The following is a 24879-nucleotide window of genomic DNA, read 5'->3' on the forward strand; positions in this document are numbered from 1 at the left end:
CGGGTCGCGCGCTCAGCCCGGTGTCTCCGGCAGTGGGATCTCGCGGAGCACCGGCGCGGTCCGCGCGTCCGGAGCCGGAACAGCGGCCCGCCCCTGACCGTCGACGGCCCCCTCCGCCGGGAACGGCTCGTCCGCCCGGACGGCCCCCGTGAAGCCCTCCGTGCTCACCGGCACCTGGGGCCCGGAGAACTCCAGCAGCCAGCGGTTCAGCACCCGGTGCACCGCCTCCGCGCCCACGAGCCCGCCGCCCGGCGGGGTCGGCGCGCCCTCCGCCGCCTCGGCGGCCACGATGTCCAGCGGGTCCGTCATGCCGCGCGGCCAGAGCAGGAACGGCCGGGACTGCTCGCCGCCGAGACCGCCGTGCGAGCCGATCTGCTCCTCGAAGGCGTGCACGGTGCCGGTCTCGGGGTCGTACATGGAATTGACCATGATGTCGGCGACGTGCGGGAAGGTGTCGGTGCGCCGTACGGCGGCGGCCGCGCCGGTACCGAAGACGGCGAGCGGGCCCTCGCCGTCGGCCAGTTCGGCGACGGGGACCTCAATCCCGCCCGGCCCCATCACCACGGAGCCGTGTTCCTCGCTGCGGACGAGGAGGAAGCCGATCCCGGGATGGTTGGCGAGCGTGGAGAGCAGCGCCGGGTTGCGGCGGTCGATCTGCTCGCGCGAGGCGCGCCCCTCCAGGTCGGGGAAGGAGACCAGGCCGAGGTTGCCGGAGGCCAGCACGATCGGTTCGGAGCGCTTGGCCGCCTGCTCCGCCTCCGGTTCCACCGCGACGGGCGGGCGGTGCAGGGCGATCCGGACCGCGTCGCGTGCCTCGGACGCGCTGTGCGTGCCGCGCGCCCGGCGCGGCACGGGGAGCCCGCAGCCGGCCCGTACGAGGTCCTTGAGCGTGAGCCCGTACCGTGCGGCGAACGTCTCGCCGGGGCTCTGGCCGTGGTCGGAGAGGAGCACGATCCGGTACGTACGCGGGGTGTGGTCGGCGATCTTGGCGATGAGGGCGAGCGAGCGGTCGAGGCGCTGGAGGACCTTCTCGGCGTCGCGGCTGTGCGGTCCGGAGTGGTGGGCGACCTCGTCGTAGGCGACCAGGTCGGCGTAGACGGCGGTGCGTCCGGCGAACATGTCGCCGAGGACGGCGGAGACGACGACATCGCGCTCGACGACGGTGGCGAAGGCCCGGATGAAGGGGTAGAGGCCGCCGCGCTTGACCCGGGGGGTGACCTTGCGGGCGCGGGCCCGGGTCGACTGGCCGATCTCGCGGCCGACCTCGGCGGCGAACGAGAGGGCGGTGCGGACGGCGTTGGCCGGGTCGGAGAAGTAGGCGAAGTACCCGGAGCGGGAGCGGCGGCCCTTGCCGCGCCGGGCGGCCATGGAGAGGACCAGGGCGAGCTGTCCGGCGCCGCCGCTGAAGAGGTTGCCGCGGCTGGCGCCGTCGATGGTGAGCAGGCCGCCGTCCCGGGTGCGGGCGATGGCGCGGCGCTGCATCTCCAGGGCGCTGGCGGGGCGGCTGGAGACCATGACGGTGCCGGTCTCCTTCTCGTACCAGCGGAAGGCGGGGATGTCGTGGTTGGAGCCGTGCAGGATGGCGAGCTGGCTGGCGCCGGTCTGGCTGGACCAGTCGGTGCGCCAGGGGGTGAGGCGGTGTCCGGAGGAGTCGGCGAGCCAGCCGGCGACGGTCGGCATGAGCCCGTCGGCGGCCGCCTTCACCAGGACGTCGTGGCCGACGCCGTCGAGCTGGAGGAAGAGCGTGCCGGGCGGTGCGTCGCGGTCGGGTCCCACGATGTCCGGGGAGCCGCGCCGACGGCGCCGGTCGGCGAGGCGGGAGAGCCTGCGGCGGTAGGCCTCGTCGTCGCGGACGGCGAGTGCGGTGGAGGTGGCGGAGGCGACGGCGGACATCACGGCGGCGACGAGGACGGCGGTCTCCGGGGCGGCCTCACCGCGCCCGTCCGGGATGAGCCGCACCGCGATCAGCAGCAGCGAGCCGTTGAGGAAGAAGACCAGCGCGCCCATGACGAGCGCGGGCACGATGAGCAGGGCCCGGACGAGGACGGGCCACACCAGCGCGGAGAGCAGGCCGAACGCGCCCGCGCCCCAGGCCGCCGTGAAGGCGGTACGGGTGATGGTGTCGCCGTCGTCGGACTGGAGCTGGAAGTCGGGCAGGATCCCGGCGAGCGCGAGCATGGTGAGGGTGGAAACTGCCCAGACTGCGACGACCCGCATGAGCGCGCCGCCCGCCGTACGCCATCGCGGCGTACGCCGCCCCCGCGTACGCCGTCTCCGCTCGTCCACGCCGGTCCACCTCATGCCTTCTTCGCTGCGGACCCGTCGGTCAGGAGCCCGCTCCCCAGCTTTTCACAGCGTCGGGCCCGGTCAGGGGCGGTCGTGGGGAAGCGCCGGACACCCCCTAGGCTCGTGGTGGCAGCGCCTGCCCTGTGGGCCCGTACGGGTGTGGGCGGGCCGCTCCGGGGCAGCGGGTCACGGAGGCCGAGCGGCGGCCGAGCGAGGAGGCGGGACGTGCCGGTGGAGGTCACCTGGTGGGGTCATGCCACCTGCACGATCGAGGACTCCGGGGTACGGGTGCTGACCGACCCCCTGTTCGTACGGCGCTTCGCGCATCTGCGCCGCCGCCGGGGCGACGTGCCGCCGCCGCAGGCCGCGCTCGCCGACGTGGTGCTGGTCTCGCATCTGCACTCCGACCATCTGCATCTGCCGTCGCTGTCCCGGCTGGCCGAGGGCACCCGGCTGGTCGTGCCGAGCGGCGCGGTCGCGGCCGTGCCCGGGCTGCGCACGCTGCTCCGGAGGCGGCGGCTGACCGTCACCGAGGTGCGGGCGGGCGAGACGGTCCGGATCGGCGAGGTGCGGGTCCGGGCGGTTCCGGCGCTCCACGACGGGCGGCGGCTGCCGGTCGGGCCGCACAAGGTGCCCGCGCTCGGTTACGTGGTCGAGGGCGAGGCGCGGACGTACTTCGCCGGGGACACCGGGCTCTACGACGAGATGGCGGAGGCTGTGGGCACGGTGGATGTGGCGCTGCTGCCGGTGGGCGGCTGGGGCCCGTACCTCGGGCACGGCCACCTCGACCCGTCCCGCGCCGCCGAGGCGCTGACCCTGCTGGAGCCGCGCTCGGCGGTGCCGGTGCACTTCGGCACGTACTGGCCGATCGGGCTGGACGGGGTGCGGCCGCACGAGTTCCACGGGCCGGGCGACGAGTTCGTCCGGCAGGCGGGTATCCGGGCGCCCGAGGTGGCGGTGCACCTGCTGGCGCACGGCGAGCGGGTCCGGCCGGAGGCCGCCCGGTGATCCCGGAGCTCGAAACGGTGGTGGGGGCGCTGCCCACCGAGTCGACCCAGCAGGCGGTGGGCTATCCGACGCTGTTCCTCCTGGTGGCGCTGGGGTCGCTGGTGCCGGTGATCCCCACGGGGGCGTTGGTGAGTTCGGCGGCGGTGGTGGCGTTCCACCAGGCGTCGCCGTTCTCGCTGCTCTTCGTGTTCGCGGTGGCCTCGGGGGCGGCGTTCCTGGGCGATATCTGTCTGTACTGGCTCGGTCAGCGCGGGGTGCGCTCGGAGCACGGGTCGAAGTGGCTGGCGGCGCTCACCCGCCGGGCGGCGCCGGAGCGGCTCAAGCAGGCGCAGGAGAAGCTGGAGGAGCACGGCGGGACGGTGCTGATCCTGTCCCGGCTGGTGCCGGCCGGGCGGATCCCGGTGATGCTGGCCTGCCTGCTGGGGAAGATGCCGCTCAAGACGTTCGCCCGGGGCGATGTGCCGGCGTGTCTGGCGTGGGCGGCGACCTACCAGCTGATCGGGATCCTGGGCGGTTCGCTCTTCCCGGAGCCGTGGCAGGGCGTGGTGGCGGCGGTGGCGCTGACCGTGGTGATCAGCGCGGCTCCGGCGGTGTGGCGGAAGCTGCGGGCGCGGTTCGGCCACGGCACGGGCGACGCGACGGGCTGAGGCCCCCGCCCGCGGCCCCGGCGGCTCACCTCACCGCGGCTCACCTCACCGCGGCTCACCTCACCGCAGCTCACCTCACCGCAGCTCGCCGAAGGCCGCCGCGAACGTGGTCAGCGCCCGCTCCACGTGCGGCAGCTCCAGCGGTTCCGCCGCCGTGAGGGACTCCCGCTGCTCCTCGGGCGTCGCCCCCAGCAGCGGCCCGGTTCCCAGCCGTACGCGGAGCGCTCCCAGCTCGTCCCCGAAGCGGTGGCCGCCCGGGGCCGGGGCGCCGAGCCGGTCGGTGAGGTACTCCTCCAGCTCCATGGAGTCCGTGACGTCCAGCTCCGCCAGCCGGGCGCGGAGCGGGCCGAGGTCCGCGTAGAGGTGGCGGCCCGCCTGCGGGGGCCGGGCCAGGGCACCGGCGGAGAGGACCGCGCGGTGGGCGGCGGCGGCCACGTGGGCCTGGAGCCCGGCGGTCTGCCGGATGCGCTCCCGTACGGCCTCCGGCTCGCCGAGGGCGTGGGCGGCGGCGGGCGCGAGCGGGCCGGCGACCAGGGCGCCGAGCGCGGTCAGGATGTCGAGCGTGCGGGCCCGGCGTACGGCCCCTCGCGCGGTCTCCGGGAAGCGGGCGACGGCGACCGGCCAGGCGGCGGGGGTGAAGGCGCCGCAGAGGTCGCTGATGACGGTGACGTCGTCGGGGCACATCTCGGCGGGGCTGAGCAGGACGGTGTCGCGGGGCCGGTGCACGGTGTCGCGCCAGGTCTCGTCGCTGATGATGTGCATGCCCTCGCCGACCGCCGCCTCACAGGCCTCCCTCACCAGCTCGGGCGGGGCGACGGTGGCGGTGGGGTCATCGGCGACGGAGAGCACGAGCAGTTTCGGCCGGCCGCCCTCGGCCCGTACCCGGCGCACGGTCTCCAGCAGGGCGTACGGGTCGGGTACGCCCCCGCACTCGGCGGGCGTCGGCACCTGGTAGGCGGGCCGGCCGAGCAGCCGGGCCTGCGGCATCCAGGTGGCCGGGCTGGGGCGGGGCATGAGGACGTCGCCGCCGTGCGCGGCGATCAGGGCGAGGAGGAGCGGCTGGTCGCCGGGGGCGGCCACGATGTTCTCCGGGCCGCCGTGCAGCCCGCGCCGGTCCCAGTAGCCGCAGGCCGCCTCGCGCAGGGCGCGGCCGCCGCCGGGCGGCTCGGGGCGGGTGCGGTCGGCCGCGGCGGCGAGGACGGCGGCCAGCTCGGGGAGGGCCGGGAGGCCGGGGTCGGGGGCGGGCGGCCCGTAGCGGACGGGCCCGTGGTCCTCGTGCACTCCGGCCTCCTCCGCTGGCTCCGACGGCTCCGGTGCCACCGCCGCTCTGCCACGGCTCCGGGGGCACTCTCTGGGCCCTTTATACGGAGGTTCGGAGCGGGCCGCCCGCCCAACTGCGCAGCCGGGCGAGCCTTGGGCCGTTGTGCCAGTGGTCGGTGGAACGTGGTGCGGCTCTCGGCGCGCCTGCTGGTTCATCGGCCCGAAGCCGGGTATCCGCTGAGCCATGTCGCCCATGTCGTCACCGAACACCTCGTCCTCCTCCCCCGCCGTGGGACGGGTGCGGAACTGGTTGCAAGGACGGGACCTCTCCGTCTTCCACAGCGTCGCCGACCGGCACTGGCCGGGCGCCGACCCGCTGCTGCCCCAGCTGAGCCGGAGCGCCAACCACGGGCTGCTCTGGTTCGGGACGGCGATCGGCATCGCGGCCCTCGGCTCCAGCGCGCGCTCCCGCCGGGCCGCGCTGCGCGGAGTGGCGTCGCTGGCCGTCGCCTCGGCGGCGATCAACACCGTCGGCAAGGGCGCGATCCGCCGGCAGCGGCCGATACTCGATCAGGTGCCGGTCATGCGGCAGCTGAAGCGGCAGCCGATCACCACCTCCTTCCCCTCCGGCCACGCGGCCTCCGCCGCGGCCTTCGCCACCGGGGTCGCCCTGGAGTCGAAGGGCTGGGGCGCGGTCGTCGCCCCCGTGGCTGTGGCGGTGGCCGCCTCCCGCGTCTACACGGGGGTCCACTATCCGAGCGATGTCCTGGCCGGGGCCGCCCTCGGCGTGGGAGCCGCGTTCGCCCTGCGCGGGGTCGTCCCCACCCGGGGCCAGCTCCCGGCGCCCGGCCGCCCGCCCGGTGAGGCGCCCGCGCTGCCCCGCGGCAAAGGGCTCGTGGTGGTGGTGAACGAGGCTTCCGGCACGGCCACGGCGACCGCTTCGATGGTGCGCGAGGCGCTGCCGCTCGCCGAGGTGGTCGAATGCGCGCCCGCCGACCTGTCCACCGCCATGGAGAAGGCGGCGGGCCGGGGCCAGGCCCTGGGGGTGTGCGGGGGCGACGGCACGGTGAATCTGGCGGCCTCCGTCGCGGCGACGCACGGGATGCCGCTGGCCGTCTTCCCCGGCGGGACCCTCAACCACTTCGCCTACGACCTGGGCATCGAGACGGTCCAGGAAGCGGCGGCGGCGCTCACGGCGGGCGATGCCATACAGGTCGACCTCGGCAGGTTCCGCCCCGGCCCGAACGGGCCCGAGGGAGCGGACGGCTACTTCCTCAACGCCTTCAGCCTGGGCGCCTATCCGGAGCTCGTACGGACCCGGGAGCACTGGTCGCCCCGGATCGGCGGCTGGCCGGCCGGGGTGCTCGCCGCCCTCCACGTACTGCGTGGCCAGCGCCCCCTGGAGGCCGAACTCCAGGGCCGCAGGCGCCCGTTGTGGCTGCTCTTCGTCGGCAACGGCCTCTTCCAGCGGGTCGGCCCGGCGCCCGGCCGGCGCCACAACCTGGCGGACGGGCTGCTGGACGTGCGGGTGGTGCACGGCGGCCGGGGCCCGGGGCTGCGGATGCTGGCGGCGGCGGTGGCCGGACCCCTGACCCGCTCCCCCGCGCACGCGGCGGTGCGGCGGCGAAGGGTGCGGATCGCCGGGCTGGCACCGGGGACTCCGTACGCGTACGACGGTGAAGTGGCGCACTCCGGAACCGAGTTGCTGATCGACAAGCTGCCGGAGGCGCTGACGGTCTACTGCCCGATGCCGGTGTAGCGACACACCCGCCGCCCACACCCGCCCTCCACCCCCTGTCCGCATCCCGAGACGTCCATCTCACCATCCGACATGGCGGCGTACGGTGGCCGTAGTGCGCAACCGCCGTACCGAGAAAGGACGCCGTCATGCCGAAAGAGACCGCCGTCTACACCCACGGCCACCATGAGTCGGTGCTGCGCTCGCACCGCTGGCGGACCGCCGCCAACTCGGCGGGCTACCTGCTCGGTGAACTCCGGCCCGGCATGGCGGTCCTGGATGTCGGCTGCGGTCCGGGCACCATCACCGCGGACGTGGCCGCGCTGGTCGCGCCGGGGCGGGTCACGGCCGTCGACACCGGCCCCGGCATCCTGGAGCAGGCGGCCGCGGTGGCGGCCGAACGCGGGCTGGACAACGTCGAGTTCGCGGTCGCCGACGTCCACGCCCTGGACTTCCCCGACGACTCCTTCGACGTCGTCCACGCCCACCAGGTCCTCCAGCACGTGGGCGACCCGGTGCAGGCGCTGCGCGAGATGCGGCGCGTCTGCCGGCCCGGCGGGGTGGTCGCGGCGCGCGACAGCGACTACGCGGCGATGGCCTGGTACCCCGAGACGCCGGGGCTCGCGGAGTGGCAGGAGGTGTACCGCCGGGTGGCCCGCGCCAACGGGGGCGAGCCGGACGCCGGGCGGATGCTGGTCTCCTGGGCGCGGCAGGCCGGGTTCACCGACATCACCCCGACCGCCGCCGCCTGGTGTTTCGCCACCCCGGAGACCCGCACCTGGTGGAGCGGGCTGTGGGCGGACCGTACGACGGCCTCGGTCTACGCCGAACTGGCGGTCCAGGGCGGCCATGCGAGCACCGACCAGCTGACGGCCATCGCGGCCACGTGGCGCGGCTGGGGCGAGGAGGCCGACGGCTGGTTCATGGTGCCGCACGGCGAGGTGCTCTGCCGGGGGTGACCGGCGGAGGCGGTACGAGGCGACGCGAACTCCAGGGCCGGTACGGTACGGACCTCAGGGCCGGTGCCACTCCATGATGTGCCCGGTCGCCGCGAACCGTTCGTTCCCGGCGAGCTTCCCGGTCTTCGTCTCGATGACCACGAACCCCGCGCTCTCGTAGAGGGCGCGGGCGTTGTCGTTCCCGGCCAGAACCGTCAACTCGATCCGGGCGGAGTCGTCGGCCTCCAGCACATGGCCCAGCAGGACCCGCCCGATGCCCTGCCGCTGGCGCGCGGGGTCGACGTACAGCCAGGTCAGCTCGGCGTCCGCGAACGCGGCGAAACCGGCCACCACCGGCTCCGGTCCCGCCCCGTCGGCCACCTCCGCCACCCACAGGTCACCGTCGAACAGCCCCTCCTCCTCATGCGTCTCCGCGAGCGTGAGGAAGGCCTCCACACCGACCGAACTGCGCAGCTCGCCCAGGCGCGCGGTGTCGTGGATGCGGGCGATGGCGTCCCAGTCCTCGGACCGGTAGGGCCGCACGGTCACGGCCGATGGGGTACGTCGTTCCATGGCGCGACCCTCGCACCGCACCACCGCCCCGGCAACCGAATTCCGGCGGACCGAATCGATCACACGCGTGGCGGACGCCAACTACCCTCGTACGCATGGAGATCCTCGGAACCACGCTGCGTATCTGCGTCGACGACCTGGAGTCCTCGGTCGCCTTCTACCAGGGGCTGACCGGCACCCCGGCCCAGCGCTTCGAGCGCGGCGGGGTGTCGGTCGCCGCGATCGGCTGCTTCCTGCTGATGAGCGGGCCCGAGTCGGAGCTGGAGGTGCTGCGGAAGGTGAGCGCGACCATCGCCGTGAAGGACGTCGACGAGGCGAACGCGGCGCTGACCCGGGCGGGCGCCCGGATCGTGGCGGGGCCGGTGCCGACCCCGGCGGGCCGCAATCTGATCGCGCTGCACCCGGACGGCTCGGTCTTCGAGTACGTGGACCGGAATGTGACGGTCTGACCTACCGGCCCGGGGCGGCCGCCTCAGGCCGGTGCGTCAGGCCGGTGCCTCAGGCCCGTGCCTCAGGCCGGGGCCAGCGCTCCGACGACCAGGTCGGCGAGCAGGGCGCCCGCGGTGCCGTCCGGGTCGAGGTCGGGGTCGTAGATCGTGACGTTGAGCCCGACGCAGCGCGGCGATGAGACCAACGTCCGGAGCAGCGGGGCGAGTTCGTCGGGCAGCAGCCCGCCGTCGTCGGGGCTGTCGACGGCGGGCATGACGCTCGGGTCGAGGACGTCGGCGTCCAGGTGGACCCAGTAGCCGTCGAGTGCGGGGGTCTCCAGGCTCTCCACGGTGGCCCGCGCGAGCTCGGCGGCGCCCCACTCGCGGATCTGACCGACGGTCGCGTGAGGGATCTTCAGCGCGGCCAGCTCGGCCTGGTCCTCGTCCTCGTCCCGCATGCCGAAGAGGCGGACGTCCTCGTCCTTGAGGTAGGGCCGGAGCCCTTCGAGGTCGCTGAGGTCCGCCTGGCCGCGCCCGGTGGCGATGGCCAGCTCCTCGCCGCCGGCGGCCCCGACATGGTCGGCGTTGCCCACGTGCCGGAAGTCGGCGGACCCGTCGACGGCGGCGAGCCCGTACCGGCCGAGGCGGCGCAGGGCGAGGGCGGCGCCGAGCTGGATGGAGCAGTCACCGCCGAGGACCAGGGCGAACTCCCCCGCCCGCACGTGTCCTTCGATGCGGTCGGCGAGGGTGCGGGTGTACCGGGCGATAGCGGCGGCGTTGAAGACCCCGTCGCCCGCCTGCCAGTCGCCTCGGTCGTAGCGGGGCGGCACCACGACCCCGCCTTCCAGCGCGCCGATGCGCTGCACGATCCGCTGCTCGCGCAGGGCTCCCGCCAGCTTGTAGCAGCCTGGGACGGTGCCGGGGGCGGGGGGCCGCAGGCCCAGGTTCGAGGGGGCGTCGAGGACCACGATGGTACGCATGCGGTCCATCCTCGCCGCCGTTGCGCACACCCTCAAGGGGGTTACGGGGCGTGGGTGGCCGGTGCCGTGATCGCCCAGCGTTCGTGGTCGCGCCAGGCGCCGTCGATGTGGAGGAAGTCGGGCGAGAACCCCTCCAGGCGGAATCCGGCCCGCCGGACCAGGGCGATGGAGGCCGCGTTGCCGGGCTGGATGTTGGCCTCCAGGCGGTGCAGGCCGAGCGGTCCGAAGGCCAGGTCCATGACGAGGCCGAGCGCCTCGCCCATCAGGCCGCGCCCGGCCGCGTGGGCGAAGGCCCCGTAACCGAGGGCGCCGCAGCGGAAGCCGCCGAGGACGATGTTGTTGATGTTGATGAACCCGGCGATGGTCCCGGTGACGGCCCCGGTGACGGCCCCGTCCGGACGCCTCTCGCCCACCTCGCCCACCGCACCCAGCTCGCCGCGCTCGCAGACGAGGAACCCCTCGCGGGCCGGGTCGCGGGCGAGGGTGTCGGCGTACGCGGCGTAGGTGTCGGTCCGCTCCGGCGGGAAGAGCCATGGGCGGTGGTGGGCGCGGCTCTCCCGGGCGCGGGCCGTGAACTCCGCCGCGTCGGCCTCGGTGAAGCGGCGCAGGGCCGTTCGCGGGCCTTCGGCGAGGTACGGGGCGGTCGGCGTCGGGTGAGCGTCGGGATCGGGCATCGTCCCAGCGTACGACGGGTACGGGCGGCCGGCGGGGAGGGGTGCCGGGGGCTGGCGGGAAGTGACGGCGGGGCGGACGGTCCCGTCGGCCCCCGGCGTCACTTGCCCTTGCGGCGGAACAGGTAGCCGCCGCAGACCAGCCCGATCAGGAACATCGCGAGCAGGGCCAGCCAGAGCGGCATGGTCACTTCGGGGACGATCACCCGGATGGTGACCTTCTGGGTGTTCACGCAGATGAACACGATGACCAGGGCGACCAGCACCGCGACGGCGATGCGCCCCGGGGTCCACAGCCCGGTGCCACGCCTGCCGTCGCTCGACACGTCCTTGGGACTCATGGTCCGGTCCTTCCGCCTCCGCCCCCCGGGGTTCCCCAGCATGGGGCGTCGCCGGGTCCGGAGGGCGGTGATGTTCGGCCGTTCGGGTGAACGCGGAAGGGCGGCGGTCAGCCGGCCGGAACCACCGGGAGCTCCAGCACACCCGTGTCCTCGGGGGCGCTGACCACGGTGACGGGCTTGATGCCCCGGTTGCCGAAGTACGCGGTGTCGCTGGCGGCGATCACGAACTCCAGCCGGTGCCCCTTCTCGTACCGGTGGACGATGCCGGGCAGCTCCACCGTGAAGGGCCGGGTGACATCGGGCACCCTGACCGGTGAGACGAGGCGGTTCACCAGCTTCCTGGTGCCGTCGGGGGCCACGTCGTACACCTTGGCGAAGAGGACCAGCTTGTCGGAGGCGTCCCCGCTGTTCTGGACCCGCTCCGCCTTCGGCGACACGACCTTCAGGGTGGCCTTCGGGGCGCCGACCACATCGAGGGGTGCGGTGAGCGGGGCGCTGCGCCAGCCGAGGTAGGTGCCCTTGGTGTCGTACGGCTTCGGGTCGGGCAGTCCGATCAGCGGGGCGATCGAGCTCTCCGAATGGCTCGTCGGCACGAGCCAGTTGGTGTACTGGCGGCTGCCGCGGGCCACCTTGGAGCGGTTGTCGACGAGCTTGCCGTCGCCGGAGAGGTACATCTTCTGCGACAGGGCGGGCAGTTCGGCCGCCGTACCGTAGCCGTCCTGCCAGGAGCGGTAGTAGGCGAACTCGGGTCCGGTGTCGGTGTCCGTCTTCTTCTGGAGGTACCGGTCGAACCAGGCGAGGACCCGTTGCCCGACGTAGCTGGTCTCCAGATTGCCTTCGCTCAGGTCGAGTTCGCCGGGGACCTGGCCGCCGCTGTGGCCCCAGGACTGCCAGATCATCTTGGCGGTGGTGCCCTGCGCCTTGAGGGTCTTGTAGGTGGCGGTGGCCTCGTTGAGGTTGAAGAGGCTGTCGGCCTGGCCCTGGACGATCAGGGTGGGGGCCTTGACCCGGTCGAGGTAGGAGACGGGCGAGACGCTGCGGGCGTAGGCGAGCATCGCCTCGGTCTTGTCGGCCGGGTAGCGGCCGGAGTTGAGGAGGCGGATGGTCTCGCAGGCCTGGGCGGCGAAGTGCAGGCAGTCCAGCCGGTTGAAGCGGGAGGGGTCCAGGCTCGGGTTGAGGAGCGGCTGGCCCTCGCCGATCAGGTAGAACCCGTTGGTCCACTGCCACTTGAAGACACCGGGGGTGTCGGAGGTGACGCCGGTGCGCGCCCCGGTGTTGGTGGGGGCGAGCGCGTAGGCGAGGTCGTTCCAGGTGATGAGGGGGACGAGGGCGTCGACGCGGGGGTCGGTGGAGGCGGTGGCGAGCTGGATGGCGCCGCCGTAGGAGCCGCCGATCATGCCGACGCGCGGGTCGCCCTCGCCGTCCTGGACGACGTAGTCCGCGCGGGTGCCGTCGTCGGCCGCCCGGGTGCCGCCGAGGAAGTCGAGGAGCCCGCTCGCGGCCTTTCCGTCGATGGCGGGGTCGTCCAGGGTGATCAGGCAGCCGGACCTGCCGAAGCCGAGGCCGGAGTAGACGAGGCCGACATAGCCCCGGGCGGCGACGGCCTTGCCGATGGCGTCGGTGGACCCGTCGGACTTGGAGCCGCCGAAGCCGTTGGTGGCGAGGACGGCGGGGGCGGGGCTCTCCGCGTCGACACCTGCGGGGCGGTAGAGATCGGCGTCGACCACACAGGAGCGGCCGCCCGCCTGGACGGTGAACTTCAGCGGGGTGACGGTGTACGGGGCGGCTTCGGCGTGGGCCGGGCCGGAGAGCACGAGGGGGGCGGCGAGGGCAGCGCCCGCGACCGCGACGAGCGGGTGGCGCAAGCGGAGAACAGCACCTGACACGAAGACCTCCACACCGAGGACACCTTACCGACCGGTAAGTATTGGGCCGCGCTCATGCTGTGACACGTGTCATAGCCGTGTCAACGCTCAGGACAGCGGTTGTTGACGGACCTTCACATAAGGATGCCCGGGAGGACGGATCTGACGTGCCCGGGCCCAGGGCCTCTAGAGGAGCGCGGGGGTCTGGACGGTCAGCGTGCAACGGCCGCCGTCCGCAGGGGCGTCGAGCATCGCGGGCACCCCCAGCGGGACCGTCAGCGCGGTCGGTCCGTGACCGAACCCCAGCTCCTCGATCACGGGTATCCCCAGCGGGCCGAACCGGTCGGCCAGCACCGCGCGGATCTTCTCGTACGGTCCGCACTCCTGCCAGGAGCCGCAGACCACCCCGGACAGTCCCTCCAGGGCGCCGGAGCGCAGCAGCCGGGTGAGGATGCCGTCGAGGCGGTAGGGCTCCTCCCCGGTGTCCTCGATGACGAGGAGTCCGCCCCGGGCGCCGGTCCGGGCGTGCGGGGTGCCGGCGGTGGCGGCGAGCAGGCTGACGCAGCCCCCGTACAGGATGCCCCGGGCCTGCCCGGGGACCAGGACGGCGGCCGTGTCCAGGCCGATGGTCAGGACCGTCTCCGGCTCGAAGAGGGTGGCGCGGAGGTGTGCCCGGGTGGCCGCGTCCTTCAGGAACGCCTCGGTGGCGACCATCGGGCCGTGCAGGGTGGCGTATCCGGCCCGCAGGGCGAACGCCTCGTGCAGCACGGTGATGTCGCTGTAGCCGACGAACACCTTGGGCCCGGCCGCCCGGATCGCCGCCCAGTCGAGCAGGTCCACCATCCGGTGTGCCCCGTACCCGCCCCGGGCACAGAACACGGCGTCCACGGACGGATCGCACCAGGCCGCCTGGAGATCGGCCGCCCGGTCCGCGTCGGCCCCCGCCAGGTAGTCCAACTCCGGGTGGACGTCGAGGACATGAGGCGCCACGACGGGTTCCAGGCCCCAGCCGCGTAGCACCCCGAGCCCCGCCTCCAGCCGGTCGGCGGGGACGGGGCCGCTGGGAGCGACGACGGCGACCCGCGCGCCCGGGCGCAGCCGGGACGGACGGGTCAAGGGGGCCAACGGCGAAGGAACCGACGTCACTTCCTCAGCTCCAGGGGCGACACATCGCTCCGGTCGATACCGAATGTCTGTACGTAGAGGGAGAGTTCGGCCTCCAGCGCCCGGATCAGGGTCTCCGCCCGCCGGAACCCGTGCCCCTCCCCCTCGAAGGTGATGTACGCGTGCGGCACGCCCCGCCCCGCGACGGCGGCCAGGAACCGTTCGCACTGGGCGGGCGGGCAGACCAGGTCGTCCAGCCCCTGGAGCAGCAGGAACGGCGCGGTGAGCCGGTCGGTGCCGTTGATCGGCGCGCGTTCGCGGTAGCGCTCGGGCACCTCGGCGGCCGGTCCGATCAGGGACTCCAGGTACTGCGACTCGAAGTCGTGCGTGCCCTCCGTCGACCAGCCCTCCAGGTCCAGGACCGGGTAGAGGATCGTGCCGCAGGCGTAGCGGTCGGTGGAGACGAGCGAGGCCGCGGTGGTCCAGCCGCCCGCGCTGCCGCCCCGGACCGCGAGCCGGCGGGGGTCGGCCGCGCCCTCGGCGACCAGGGCGTCGGCGACGGCCGCGCAGTCCGCCACGTCGACGACTCCCCACTGTTCGCGGAGCCGTTCGCGGTAGCGGCGGCCGTAGCCGGTGGAGCCCCCGTAGTTGACGACGGCGACCCCGATGCCGCGCGAGGTGAAGTAGGCGAGCTCCAGGTCGAGGACGAGCGGCGTGTGGCCGGTGGGTCCGCCGTGCGCCGCGACGAGGTACGGGGGCGCCTCGCCCTCGGGCCCGGTGCGTTCGGGGCTGTGCGGCGGATAGATGTGGGCGTGGATCTCGCGGCCGTCGGGGCCCGTGAACGTCCGGTCCTCCGGTACGGGGAGGTAGGCCGGGTCGACGGCGTCGTGGTGGGCCGATCCGATGACGCGGGTGCGTCCGGTCGCCGTGTCCAGCTCCACGACCTCGTAGCCGGTGCGCGGGCTCGCCGCGACGCCGACGACCCGGCTGCCGTGCACGGCGAGGGTGTCGGCCCAGGTGGTCCAGCGCCCGGGCACGTCGGCGAGTTCGCCGGTCTCCGGGTCGAGGATGCCGAGCCGCTGGGAGCCCCGCCCGTGCAGGACGGCGACGAGCCCGTTCTCCAGCGGGTGGAACCAGCGCAGCCCGATCTTCCACAGCGGCCCGCCGAACTCCTCGCCCCGGGGCGGCAGAAGCCGGCTGCTGGGCACCGCTCCCCCGGCGACGGCGTCGGGGCGGATGCGCTGGAGCTCCCACCAGCCGGCGAGGTCGGAGACGAACAGGAGGCTGCCGTCGCGGTCCCACTCGATCTGGCACACCGACTCGTCGACATCGCCCACCAGGGGCCGTACACCGGTGAATTCACCGGTCTCGGTGATCTCCGCCAGCATCACCACCGTGCCGTCCCACGGCATCCGGGGGTGGTCCCAGGCGATCCAGGCGGCCCGCCGCCCGTCGTGCGAGACACGGGGTCCGGTGACGAACCGGTGGCCGCCGTCGGAGAGTTCCCGTACGGCGGAGCGGTCCTCGGCGGCGGAGCCGTCCAGCGGTACGGCGGCGATCACCCGGCGTACGTCGGTGGGCCCGGGACCGGTGAACTCCTCCAGCACGCACCACACTTCGCCCTGCTCGCCGCGGTCCAGGTGGACCTGCGGGTCCACCCAGCGCAGCCCGCCGCCGACGTCCGAGAGCGGGGTGAGCGGCCGGGGCGCGTCCGGCCCGTCGGGGGCGTAGGCGTACAGCCGCTGGTCCGGGAAGTGGACGAAGACGACGAGCGGCCCGCCCTCCTCGCGCACCGCCCCGGCCCAGGGCTGTCCGCCGTACTCGATCACCCGGCTGCGCGGGTTCCACGGGGCGGGCAGCACGGGCTCCGTGGTGCCGTCCGGGCGGCGGCGCACCAGGGCGCGGCGGCCGCCCTCGGCCGGGCGCGGCTCGGTCCACCACACCTCGTCGCCGACGGTTCCGAGGTGGTCGGGGCGGCCGTCGTGCGAGGCGGCGAGGGCCGCGTCGATCGGCGACGGCCAGGAGCCGTACGGGGCTTCGGGCACGGTGTTCACGGTGGAGGTCCCCCCAGGGTCCGGTCGGGCGTTACGGGTCAGGACACTGCTGGTCAGGCGGTGCGCAGGTAGTGGTCGAGGACGCGGACGCCGAAGTGGAGGGCGTCGACGGGGACGCGCTCGTCGACGCCGTGGAAGAGCGCCTGGTAGTCGATCCCCGGGGGCAGCTTGAGCGGCGAGAAGCCGTAGCCGGTGATGCCGAGCTTGGCGAACTGCTTGGCGTCGGTGCCGCCCGACATGCAGTACGGGACGGTGTGCGCGCCCGGGTCGAACGTCTCGACGGCGGCGCGGAGTTTGGCGTACGTGGGTGAGTCGACCGGGGCCTGGAGGGACTGCTCGCGGTGGTAGAACTCCCAGGAGACGAGAGGGCCGGTGAGGCGGTCCAGGGTCTCGTGGAACTCGTCCTCGCCGCCGGGGACGAACCGTCCGTCGATGAAGGCGGTGGCGTGGCCCGGGATGACGTTGACCTTGTAACCGGCGCCCAGCATCGTCGGGTTGCTGCTGTTGCGGATGGTGTTCTGGACGAGCGAGGCGGCCGGGCCGAGCTTGGCGAGGAGCTGCGGGACGTCGAAGCCGGGGTCGTCCAGGTCGACGGAGATGCCGTGCAGGGCGGCGATCTCGGTGATGGCGGCGCGGACGGTCGGGGTGAGGCGGACGGGCCACTCGTGCTCGCCGATCCGGGCGACGGCGGCGGCGACGGCGGTCACCGCGTTCTCCCGGTTGACCTTGGAGCCGTGTCCGGCCCGGCCTTCGGCGGTCAGCTTCAGCCAGCCGGTGCCGCGCTCGCCGGCAGCGATCGGGTAGAGGGAGAGGCCCTGCCCGGCGTGGAAGGTGAACGCCCCGGACTCGCTGATGCCTTCCGTGCACCCCTCGAAGAGCTCCGGGTGCTGTTCGGCGAGGAAGCCGGAGCCGTCGGCGGCGCTGTCCTCCTCGTCGGCGGTGTAGGCGATGACGATGTCGCGCGGCGGCCGGAACCCTTCGCGGGCCCAGCCCCGTACGACGGCGAGGATCATCGCGTCCATGTTCTTCATGTCGACGGCCCCGCGCCCCCACACCACCCCGTCCCGGACCTCGCCGGAGAAGGGGTGCACGGTCCAGTCGGCGGGCTCGGCGGGCACCACGTCCAGGTGACCGTGGACGAGCAGCGCGTCGGCGGACGGGTCGGTGCCGGGGATCCGGGCGACCACGTTGGTCCGGCCGGGGGTGCGCTCCAGCATCACCGGTTCGAGGCCGGCGTCCGCGAGCCGCTCGGCGGTGTACTCGGCGGCCGGGCGTTCCCGGCAGTCGCCGCCGCCCCGGTTGGTGGTGTCGATCCGGATCAGTTCGGACGTGAACGTGACCACTTCGTCGAGGGCCTGCTCGTCCACGGGGCCGAGGGGGCCGGGGGCGTCAGCCATATTGTTCCTCCACAGCGGCCGACACGATCGTCGTCACCGCCTTGAACGTGCGAATACCTTCGTACATCGTCGCGCTGGTGTAGGCGACGCGCCTCTCACCGCTCGGCGCCACGCCGGGCACCACGGTCGCCGCGGCCGCCAGATGCTCGGCGTCGAACTCCAGCTCCACGGTGTACGTCCCACCGGTGACGGGCGCCTGACGGCCGGCGAGCGCGGTGGCCTCCCGCGCGGCGGTGCGGATGTCCGCCGCCGTACGGGCGGGGGTGCGGCACACCGCCGCGTACCGCGATACGTAGTCCTTGACGGCGACCTTGCGGGCCTCGGGGGCGTATCCCCCGGCGTCCACGCAGGTGAGGTCGTCGCCGGTGACGAGGACGACGGGGACGCCGTACTCGGCGGCGACCTGCGCGTTGAGCAGTCCCTCGCTGGCGCGGGCCCCGTTGAGCCAGACGCCGGTGATGGAGTTGGCGAGGTAGGTGTGGGCGAGGACGCCTTCCGTACCGGCTCCCGTGTGGTAGCCGACGAAGGCGACCGCGTCCACGTCGCCGTGCTGGATGCCCTCCACCATGGAGAGCGACTTGTGCCGGCCGGTGAGCATCTGCACCCGGTCGTCCAGCTGCTCCAGGAGCAGGTTCCGCATCGACCAGTGGGCCTCGTTGATGAGGACCTCGTCGGCGCCGCCGTCGTAGAAGCCGAGGGCGGCCGCGTTCACGTCGGAGGTGAACATCGGCCGGCAGCGCTCCCACTGCGGGGTGCCCGGCAGCACGTCGGCCGGCCAGGTCACTCCGGTGGCGCCCTCCATGTCGGCGCTGATGAGGATCTTCATGCCGCCACACCGTACGCCCCGGCGGCGGGCTGAGCCAGGGCGGGTGCCCTTGTCACCCCTCCGGTTGGCCGAAGGTCCCTCCGGTGGGCTCTGCGGCGGGCGCGGCGGGAGCGGCCAGGGTGTCCCAGGCGGCCATGGCGCCGGCCACCGTCTGCTGGAGTCCGGGCAGGGCCACGCCGTCGCGGGACTGGATGGACAGACCGTTGAGCACGGCGCTGTAGAAGAGCGCGATGGCCGGTGCGTCCGCGTCGGGCCGTACGTCACCGTCCTTGATGCCCCGGTCCACCCGCTGACGGATCAGGTCCCGGACCTCCGCGCGCATCCGGGCGAGGTGCACGGCGACCGAGGAGTTCTCCCGTACGGGGATGGGGGCGGCGAGCACCGTGAGGCAGCCCGCCGGGGTGGCCGGGTCGGCGTAGGCGGCGGCGTTCTCCTGGAGCATCACGGTCACGGCCTCGCGGGCGGTGGGCTGCTCGTCCATGGCACGGCGGGTGTAGCGGCCCTCGGTCTCCGTGTAGAGGGTGACGGCCTCCTTGAACAGCTTCTCCTTGGATCCGTAGGCCGCGTAGATGCTGGGCGAGTTGATGCCCATGGCGGCGGTCAGATCGCTCATCGAGGTGGCCTGGTAGCCGCGTTCCCAGAACACCCCGAGCGCCTTGCGCAGTGCTTCGTCGCGGTCGAAGGCGCGTGGTCTGCCTCTGCCTGCCATGCCCGGCCACCTTTCTGTGTCGTGCATCAAATATATCTCTTGACCTGCCGAAGAGGCCCGTGCATTATTTATGTGTCAGGCGGCACAGAAACATCGGTGCTCCGCCCTCCCCTTTTGCGTCAGGAGACTTCGCATGTCCGCAACGTTCCACGGCAAGGTCGCGCTCGTCACCGGGGCCGGCTCCGGCATCGGCCGCCGCAGCGCCCGTGCCTTCGCCGAGCGCGGCGCCACGGTCGTCGTCGCCGACCTCAACGCCGAGAACGCCGCGCACACCGTCAAGCTGATCGAGCAGGAGGGTGGCACCGCGAGCGCCGTCACGGTCGACGTGACCGACGCCGACTCCGTGCGCGCGGCGGTCGACGCCACGGTCGCCCGCCACGGCGGCCTGCACATCGCCCACAACAACGCCGGCATCTTCGCCGCGCTCGGCCCGGCCGGCGACATCGACGAGAAGCAGTGGCACACCCAGATCGCCGTCAACCTGACCGGCGTCATGCTGTCCATGAAGTACGAGATCCAGCACATGCGCGAGAACGGCGGCGGCGTCATCGTGAACGCCGCCTCCAACATCGGCTACCACCTGCGCTACCCCGGCACCGGCGCGTACGCGGCCTCCAAGGCCGCCGTGTCGACCCTCACCCGGGCCGCCGCGCTCGACCACATCAAGGACGGCATCCGCATCAACGCGGTCAGCCCCGGCGCCTCCAACACCCCGATGACCTTCATGCCCGGCGAGAGCGAGGCCGACCGCGCGGCCCGGCTGAACGGCACCATCCCGCTCGGCCGCATCGCCGAGACCGACGAGATCGTCGCCTCCGTGCTCTGGCTGGCCTCGGACGAGTCCAGCTTCGTCGTCGGCCACGACCTGGTGACCGACGGCGGCGCCAGCGCCTGAGCCGTACGGCTCCGCCCGCCCCTGCTCCGCAGGTGAGGCCGGCTCCGTCCCGTGGCCGCCTCGACGCCGTACCCGTCCCGGCCCGCCGTTCCCTGGCGGGCCGGGACGGCCGTGTCCACCCGACCGACGGGCCGGCAACCATGCCGCCCCCTCAGAGCAAGGCGTTCGATGCCTGTCGCAGACGATTCCCTCTCCGCCGCCAGCACGGTCGCGCCCCCGCCCTCACCGGGCCGTTCGCAAGAGGCGTTCGTGCTGCTGGCCGCCGTCCAGGTGGTCCTGGTGCTGGCGATCACCATGCTGTCCGTGGCCCTGCCCACGATCAGGACCGAACTGGGCCTCTCCGTAGCCCAGCTGACGCTGGTCAGCGCGGCCTACGGGCTGTCCTTCGGCGGTCTGCTGCTCCTCGGCGGCCGTATCGCCGACCTGTACGGACGCCGCCGCGTCTTCGTCGCCGGCACCGCGCTGTTCGGCCTGGCCTCCGCCGTGGGCGGTTTCGCCCCGGACGTGACGACCCTGCTGACGGCCCGCCTCGTCCAGGGCGCGGGCGCCGCGTTCGCCGCCCCCGCCGCCATGGCACTCGCCGTCTCGCTCCACCAGGCACCGCGGGCCCGCGCCCGGGCCATGGGTGTCTGGGGTGCGCTGGCGCCCCTGGGGGCCGCGGTCGGCACGCTCGTCTCCGGGGCCGCGATCGTGTGGTTCTCCTGGCGCTGGACCTTCCTCGTCCCCACGCTGGTGGCGGTGGCCGCCGTGCTGCTGGCGCCCCGCCTGCTGCCCCGCGACGCCGACGCACCGGCCGAGGGCAAGGTCGACGTGCTCGGCGCCGTCCTGGCCACGGCCGGCCTCTCCCTGCTCAGTTACGGACTGGTCCACGCGGCCGAGACCTCCTGGACCTCGGCCGCCGTGACGGTACCGAGCGTTCTCGGCGTCGTCCTGCTCGCCGCCTTCGCGCTCGTCGAACGGCGGGCCGCCGACCCGCTGCTCCCGCCGGGCTTCCTCGTGTCGCGGCGCCGGGCGACCGCGTTGTGGGCGGTGCTCATCGCCTCGGCGGGCACGGCGACCATGTTCTTCCTGCTCTCCCTCTACTTCCAGCAGGTCGCGGACCTCTCCCCGCTGCGCACCTCGGCGGCGTTCCTGCCGTTCACCGTGGTCCTGCTGGCCGTCGGACCGCTCGGCGGCCGCCTGGTCGCCCGGTTCGGCTCCCGGACGGTCATCGCCGCCGGGCTGCTGCTGGCCGCCGCCGGTCTCCTGCTGCTCGGCCGCCTCACCGACCACAGCCCGTACGCGGGCCCGGTCCTCGCCGGACTGCTGCTGCTGCCGGCCGGTATCGCCCTGGTCTTCTCGTCCGCCACCATCACCATGCTCAACGACGTTCCGGCGGAGCAGTCGGGTCTGGCCGGGGGTGTCGTCAACACGGCGCTGGAGACCGGACCGACGATCGGCCTCGCCGTACTGGCCTCCCTGGCCGCCTCGCACACCGCAGGCCTCACCGGTGGGGCGACCGCCCGTACCGCGGCGGAGGCATCGGGCTACGCCTTCGCCTTCACCACCGCGGGCGTCGTCTTCGCGGTCTCCGCACTCGCGGCCGTCCTGCTGCTGCGCGGGCAGAGCAGGCACGACCTTCCCGCCGACCGTGCGTGAGCCGGCGCCGAGGAAGAAGCAGCCGGCACCTCCCGCCGTCCCGATGACCGGCGGTCCGTCCAACCACGCGCGTCCGGCGTCAGCGACGCCCGTCGAAAGGGGAACGAAGATGGTCCGGGACACCGATGTCGCGGTGGTGGGCGGAGGCCCCGTGGGCATGCTGCTCGCGGCGGAGCTGGCCCTGCACGGGGTACGCACCACGGTGCTGGAGCGGCTGCCCGCGCCGACCGGTGAGTCGAAGGCCGGAACCCTGCACGCCCGTACCGCACAGACGCTGAACCGGCGCGGTCTGCTGGAGGCCGTCCAGCCAGGACCGCACCGGGCGTCGCCACACCCGCACCGGCAGGTGCCCTTCCACTTCGGCGGCATCTTCGGCCTGGACCTCGCCCCGGTGGTGGAGGAGTTCCCCGCCATGCTGGGCAGCCCGCAGGCGTACGCGGAGAACGTCTTCGCCCGGCGCGCGCACCAGCTCGGCGCGGAGATCCGGCGGGGCCAGGACGTCACGGCCGTCGAGGACACGGGCGACGAGGTCCGGCTGACGGTGCGCGGTACCGACGGCGAGTCGGTGCTGCGCGCGGGATGGGTGGTGGGCTGCGACGGAGTGCGCAGCACCGTACGGAAACAGGCCGGCATCCCGTTCTCCGGGACGCTGCCGACGATCTCCTGCCTGATGGGCGAGGTGGAGCTGGCGGAGCCGCACCGGGTACCGGCCGGCTGGCAGCGTACGGAACGCGGCTGGACCATCTTCTGGGTCAACCCGTACGGGCGCAGCCGGATCGGGACGTACGACTTCCGCGGCCCGCACCCCGACCGGCACTCCCCGGTCACGCTGGAGGAGTTGCGGGGTGAGGCGGAGCGGATCACCGGCCAGCGCGTGGCGATGTCCTCCCCGCAGTGGCTGACGCGGTTCAGCGATGCCGCGCTCCAGGCGGAGGAGTACCGCCGGGGCCGGATCCTGGTGGCCGGGGACGCCGCGCATGTGCATTTCCCCGCCGGGGGCCAGGGGCTGAACACGGGGCTTCAGGACGCGGTCAACCTCGGCTGGAAGCTGGCCGCCGAGGTGAACGGCTGGGCGCCCGCAGAGCTGCTGGACACGTATCACAGCGAGCGGCACCCGGTGGCGGCCGAGGTGCTGTACAACGTGCGGGCCCAGGTGGCGCTGATGAACCCGGACCCCTCGGCCGACGCGCTGAGGCAGCTCTTCGGCGAGCTCATGGGGATGAAGGAGGTCAACGCGTACCTCGCCGGGATGGTGAGCGGTACCAGCACCGTCTACGGCGTGGGGCGGCCCGACGACCCGATGGCCGGCCGGTTCGTCCATGACCTGCGCCTCAAGACCGAGCGGGGCCCGGTCCCCCTGGCCTCGCTGCTGCACGCGGGGCGCGGCCTCCTCCTCGACACGGCGGGGCGTCCGGATCTGCGTGAGGTGGCGCGCCCGTGGGCGGACCGGGTGGATGTGGTCTCCGCCGCCGCCGAGGGCGAGGAGCTTCCCGCGGAGGCGGTCCTGCTGCGGCCGGACGGTTATGCGGCGTGGAGCGCCCAGGGCGGGACGGCTGATGCGCGGGACCTCGAAACCGCGCTGCTGCGCTGGTTCGGAGCCGTATAGGAGAGCGGCACCCCGTCGATTTCGACGACTTGACTAAGTATCCGGCAGAGGTTGGCCGCCCCTTCGGGGGCGGCTGCAATATGAGCGTGCGTTCTCACCCGGAGAACGGAGAGTTCACGGCCCGTCGCCCCCCCACTTAACAGACTGCGCTCGTGCACGAAACCGCTCTTTCTCAAAGGATCAGCATGAAGTCTGTCAAGCGACGTGTCGTTCTTTCCAGTGCCGCAACCGTCGCGGCCGGAGCGGGAATTGCGGCGGCGACCGGTATCACCCGCGCACCGAACGCCGCCGCGGCATCCGCCGCCGCCACCTTCAACGCGGTGACCATCAAACCGGCCGACATCCAGTATCCGGAACTCACCAGCGGAATGAACCAGCGCTGGGTCAGCACCCCCGACTACATTCGGGTCGTCTCCACCACCGAGCAGGTGGTCGCCGCGGTTCAGGAGGCGGTGGACGCGGGCAAGCGGATATCGATCCAGGGCGGCGGCCACTGCTACACGGACTTCGTGCACAACCCCGAAGTCAAGGTCGTCATCAACATGACGGAGATGAGCGAGGTCTATTTCGACACGGCGCGCAACGCGTACGCCGTGGAGGCCGGCGCCACGCTCACCGAGCTCTACGAGACGCTGTTCAAGGTCTACGGGGTCACCGTTCCCGGTGGCATGTGCTTCTCCGTCGGCGTGGGCGGCCATGTGAGCGGTGGCGGCTACGGCCTGCTGTCCCGCAAGCTCGGTACGATCATCGACTACCTGCACGCGGTCGAGGTCGTCACCGTGAATGCCGCCGGCAAGGCGCAGGCCGTGATCGCGACGCGCGCCGACAACGACCCCAACCGCGACCTGTGGTGGGCCCACACCGGCGGTGGAGGCGGCAACTTCGGCGTCGTCACCCGCTACTGGTTCCGCGACCCGAAGCCGACCAACAGCCGCCTGGCGGTGCTGCCCAAGCCGCCGAAGACGGTCCTGGTCAACGCGGTGTCGATCCCCTGGAGCCAGCTCGACAAGGCCGGCTTCACCCGGCTGATCAAGAACTACGGCGCCTGGCACGAGGCGAACATGTCGCCCACCTCGCCCAACAAGGGCCTGTGCAGCTTCCTGCTGGCCAACCACAAGGTCAACGGCAACATCGGTCTGCTCACCGTCGTCGACGGCACGGAGCCGAACGCCGAGAAGATGCTCCAGGACTATCTGGCGGCCATCACCGCGGGCGTCGGTGCCACGGCCCGGCCGGTGACCGAGCCCATCGGCGAGCACAGCGCCATGCCGGACCTCTTCCACCCCGTACGGCTGCCCTGGTTCACCGCGGTCCGGCTGCTGGGCACGAGCAACCCGACGCTGACCAACCCGACCCTGCGCGGCGAGTACAAGTCGGCGTACATGAAGAAGAACTTCACGGACGCGCAGGTCGGCTCCATGTGGACGCACCTGACGCGCACCGACTACGTCAACGACCAGGCGCTCATGGTGCTGCTCTCCTACGGCGGGCAGATCAACGCCGTCGCGCCGGACGCCACCGCGTCGGCGCAGCGCGACTCCGCCTTCAAGGTGCTCTTCGAGACGTTCTGGTCGGACGCCGCGGAGGACGCCAAGCACATCGGCTGGTGCCGTGACATCTACACCACCGTCTTCTCCTCGACCGGCGGCTACCCGGTACCGGGGGCACAGACCGACGGCTGCTACATCAACTACCCGGACGCCGACATCCGCAACCCGCAGGTGAACCAGTCCGGGGTGGCCTGGTCGACGCTCTACTACAAGGCCAACTACCCGCGTCTGCGGCAGATCAAGGCCAAGTACGACCCGAAGAACATCTTCCGGCACTCGCAGTCGATCGAACTGCCCGTCTGACGGCGCCGGCCGCTCGACCCTCGCATCCCGGGAAGGCCCGGTGCCGGCGCTGCGCGCGAGCA

21 protein-coding genes are annotated in these 24879 nt (G+C 73.2%); 9 read left to right on the forward strand and 12 right to left on the reverse strand.

Annotated features, from left to right (window positions below):
• Nucleotides 1–12: 12 nt before the first annotated feature.
• A complete protein-coding gene (locus R2B67_RS04245) occupies nt 13–2217 on the reverse strand; it encodes a phage holin family protein (RefSeq protein WP_317824774.1) in 2205 nt (734 codons plus the stop codon).
• A 294-nt stretch (nt 2218–2511) separates the two neighbouring features.
• Here R2B67_RS04245 and R2B67_RS04250 point away from each other — a divergent pair, with 294 nt between their 5' ends.
• Nucleotides 2512–3294, forward strand: coding sequence for an MBL fold metallo-hydrolase (locus tag R2B67_RS04250; RefSeq protein ID WP_317816508.1), 783 nt, complete (start codon nt 2512–2514; stop codon nt 3292–3294).
• On the forward strand, nt 3291–3941 hold the full coding sequence (locus tag R2B67_RS04255) for a DedA family protein (protein WP_317816509.1): 651 nt from the start codon (nt 3291–3293) through the stop codon (nt 3939–3941). Before R2B67_RS04250 ends, R2B67_RS04255 begins: the two co-directional genes overlap by 4 nt.
• A gap of 75 nt (nt 3942–4016) precedes the next feature.
• On the opposite strand, the gene R2B67_RS04260 is transcribed toward R2B67_RS04255, so the two are convergent.
• Entirely contained in the window at nt 4017–5222 is a 1206-nt protein-coding gene (locus tag R2B67_RS04260; protein WP_317816510.1) for an aminotransferase class I/II-fold pyridoxal phosphate-dependent enzyme, read from the reverse strand.
• A gap of 232 nt (nt 5223–5454) precedes the next feature.
• Between R2B67_RS04260 and R2B67_RS04265 the strand changes: the two genes are divergently transcribed.
• Together R2B67_RS04265 and R2B67_RS04270 are read left to right on the forward strand one after the other, a co-directional pair.
• Nucleotides 5455–6960, forward strand: coding sequence for a bifunctional phosphatase PAP2/diacylglycerol kinase family protein (locus R2B67_RS04265; RefSeq protein ID WP_317816511.1), 1506 nt, complete (start codon nt 5455–5457; stop codon nt 6958–6960).
• A 128-nt stretch (nt 6961–7088) separates the two neighbouring features.
• A complete protein-coding gene (locus tag R2B67_RS04270; protein ID WP_317816512.1) occupies nt 7089–7898 on the forward strand; it encodes a class I SAM-dependent methyltransferase in 810 nt (269 codons plus the stop codon).
• 54 nt (nt 7899–7952) lie between these two features.
• Here the strand turns inward: R2B67_RS04270 and R2B67_RS04275 are convergent, their stop codons facing one another.
• Nucleotides 7953–8450 (reverse strand): GNAT family N-acetyltransferase, encoded by a 498-nt coding sequence (locus R2B67_RS04275; RefSeq protein ID WP_317816513.1) that lies wholly within the window; start codon nt 8448–8450, stop codon nt 7953–7955.
• Between the two features lie 95 nt (nt 8451–8545).
• On the opposite strand from R2B67_RS04275, the gene R2B67_RS04280 reads away from it, so the two are divergent.
• Complete coding sequence (locus R2B67_RS04280) at nt 8546–8899, forward strand: VOC family protein (protein WP_018513445.1); 354 nt, start codon at nt 8546–8548, stop codon at nt 8897–8899.
• 62 nt (nt 8900–8961) lie between these two features.
• Here R2B67_RS04280 and R2B67_RS04285 read toward each other — a convergent pair whose 3' ends face one another.
• The 9 genes from R2B67_RS04285 to R2B67_RS04325 form a co-directional block, all read right to left on the reverse strand.
• Nucleotides 8962–9858, reverse strand: a complete 897-nt coding sequence (locus R2B67_RS04285; RefSeq protein ID WP_018513446.1) for an arginase family protein — start codon at nt 9856–9858, stop codon at nt 8962–8964.
• A gap of 41 nt (nt 9859–9899) precedes the next feature.
• The gene (locus R2B67_RS04290; RefSeq protein ID WP_317816514.1) at nt 9900–10532 is read right to left on the reverse strand and encodes a GNAT family N-acetyltransferase; all 633 of its coding nucleotides are present in this window, start codon (nt 10530–10532) and stop codon (nt 9900–9902) included.
• A 98-nt stretch (nt 10533–10630) separates the two neighbouring features.
• On the reverse strand, nt 10631–10870 hold the full coding sequence (locus R2B67_RS04295) for a LapA family protein (RefSeq protein ID WP_018513448.1): 240 nt from the start codon (nt 10868–10870) through the stop codon (nt 10631–10633).
• Nucleotides 10871–10977: 107 nt separating this feature from the next.
• Nucleotides 10978–12735, reverse strand: a complete 1758-nt coding sequence (locus tag R2B67_RS04300) for a CocE/NonD family hydrolase (protein WP_317824775.1) — start codon at nt 12733–12735, stop codon at nt 10978–10980.
• A 186-nt stretch (nt 12736–12921) separates the two neighbouring features.
• A complete protein-coding gene (locus R2B67_RS04305; RefSeq protein ID WP_317816515.1) occupies nt 12922–13851 on the reverse strand; it encodes a S66 peptidase family protein in 930 nt (309 codons plus the stop codon).
• A gap of 26 nt (nt 13852–13877) precedes the next feature.
• Nucleotides 13878–15893, reverse strand: coding sequence for a prolyl oligopeptidase family serine peptidase (locus tag R2B67_RS04310; RefSeq protein WP_317816516.1), 2016 nt, complete (start codon nt 15891–15893; stop codon nt 13878–13880).
• 53 nt (nt 15894–15946) lie between these two features.
• The gene (locus R2B67_RS04315; protein ID WP_109980281.1) at nt 15947–17290 is read right to left on the reverse strand and encodes a M20/M25/M40 family metallo-hydrolase; all 1344 of its coding nucleotides are present in this window, start codon (nt 17288–17290) and stop codon (nt 15947–15949) included.
• A complete protein-coding gene (locus R2B67_RS04320) occupies nt 17283–18116 on the reverse strand; it encodes a M55 family metallopeptidase (RefSeq protein ID WP_237328761.1) in 834 nt (277 codons plus the stop codon). Before R2B67_RS04320 ends, R2B67_RS04315 begins: the two co-directional genes overlap by 8 nt.
• Before the next feature lie 52 nt (nt 18117–18168).
• Nucleotides 18169–18825 (reverse strand): TetR/AcrR family transcriptional regulator, encoded by a 657-nt coding sequence (locus R2B67_RS04325; protein ID WP_317816517.1) that lies wholly within the window; start codon nt 18823–18825, stop codon nt 18169–18171.
• A gap of 133 nt (nt 18826–18958) precedes the next feature.
• Between R2B67_RS04325 and R2B67_RS04330 the strand changes: the two genes are divergently transcribed.
• The 4 genes from R2B67_RS04330 to R2B67_RS04345 all read left to right on the forward strand — a co-directional run bounded on the left by R2B67_RS04330 (nt 18959) and on the right by R2B67_RS04345 (nt 24817).
• On the forward strand, nt 18959–19720 hold the full coding sequence (locus tag R2B67_RS04330) for an SDR family NAD(P)-dependent oxidoreductase (protein WP_018513455.1): 762 nt from the start codon (nt 18959–18961) through the stop codon (nt 19718–19720).
• 168 nt (nt 19721–19888) lie between these two features.
• Nucleotides 19889–21358, forward strand: coding sequence for an MFS transporter (locus R2B67_RS04335; protein WP_317816518.1), 1470 nt, complete (start codon nt 19889–19891; stop codon nt 21356–21358).
• A 109-nt stretch (nt 21359–21467) separates the two neighbouring features.
• On the forward strand, nt 21468–22964 hold the full coding sequence (locus tag R2B67_RS04340) for an FAD-dependent monooxygenase (protein WP_317816519.1): 1497 nt from the start codon (nt 21468–21470) through the stop codon (nt 22962–22964).
• Between the two features lie 185 nt (nt 22965–23149).
• A complete protein-coding gene (locus R2B67_RS04345) occupies nt 23150–24817 on the forward strand; it encodes an FAD-binding oxidoreductase (RefSeq protein WP_317816520.1) in 1668 nt (555 codons plus the stop codon).
• Nucleotides 24818–24879 lie beyond the last annotated feature (62 nt).

It is taken from the genome of Streptomyces cyaneofuscatus (assembly GCF_033109485.1).
In the GTDB taxonomy this organism is placed as follows: Bacteria; Actinomycetota; Actinomycetes; order Streptomycetales; family Streptomycetaceae; genus Streptomyces; species Streptomyces cyaneofuscatus.